At 70.4% G+C, this 700-nt stretch carries 1 protein-coding gene and 1 pseudogene; both read right to left on the bottom strand.

From position 1 onward, the window contains the following. Window positions 1–532, bottom strand: a pseudogene (locus ASG00_RS16455) (MtrAB system histidine kinase MtrB); the annotation flags it as partial. A gap of 4 nt (window positions 533–536) precedes the next feature. After that, window positions 537–700 (bottom strand): winged helix-turn-helix domain-containing protein (locus tag ASG00_RS16450; RefSeq protein WP_235559078.1); only part of this gene is annotated, 164 nt, incomplete at its 5' end.

The following is a 700-nucleotide window of genomic DNA, read 5'->3' as shown; positions in this document are numbered from 1 at the left end:
CCGTCGAGCCGTTGGCCAGCGTCACCGGAACCGACTGCCAGAACTGCGCGCTGGAGCTGCTCTGCACCTGCGACCGCAGCTCGGGGGACGGGGCGCTCGTCGGGAAGCCGGTGGAGGTGAAGTCGAGGGGCGCGATCGAGGAGGGCGCGGTGTCGGTGCGGAACGCGGCGATCAGATCGCTCGAGGACTGACGCGACAGCGTGACGAGCACGCTGTTCATCAGGTTGCGCACGTTCACGCTGTCGCCCTGCGTCTCTGACGAGTCGAGCGTGCGCTGCGCCTCGATGCGCGCGCGGCTCGCGTCACCGAGCGCCTGCTGCAACCGGGACTGGAACAGGTCGTTCTGGATGGCGAGGGCGAGCCCGACGCACGCCGCGATCACGGCGAGCGCGGTGAGGGCGACGGTCGCGACGACGGTGCGCACCCGAAGCGAGTGGCGCCACACGCCGGCGAGCTGACGCGGCCATTCCCGCCACCCGCGCAACGCGACCAGCAGACGATCGACCGGCGAACGCTGCGCGGACCCGCTCATGTCGTCACACGATCGCGCCGGCGCGGTAGCCCACACCGCGCACCGTGGTCACGATGCGCGGGTTGTCGGGGTCGCGCTCGACCTTGGCGCGCAGACGCTGCACGTGGACGTTGACGAGCCGCGTATCGGCCTTGTAGTGGTATCCCCACACCTGCTCGAGGAGCATCT

This window comes from Microbacterium sp. Leaf351 (assembly GCF_001423825.1).
Taxonomy (GTDB): Bacteria; Actinomycetota; Actinomycetes; order Actinomycetales; family Microbacteriaceae; genus Microbacterium; species Microbacterium ginsengisoli.
The sequence above is the reverse complement of the archived record's forward strand: the minus strand, read 5'-3'. Positions and strand labels throughout refer to the sequence as shown.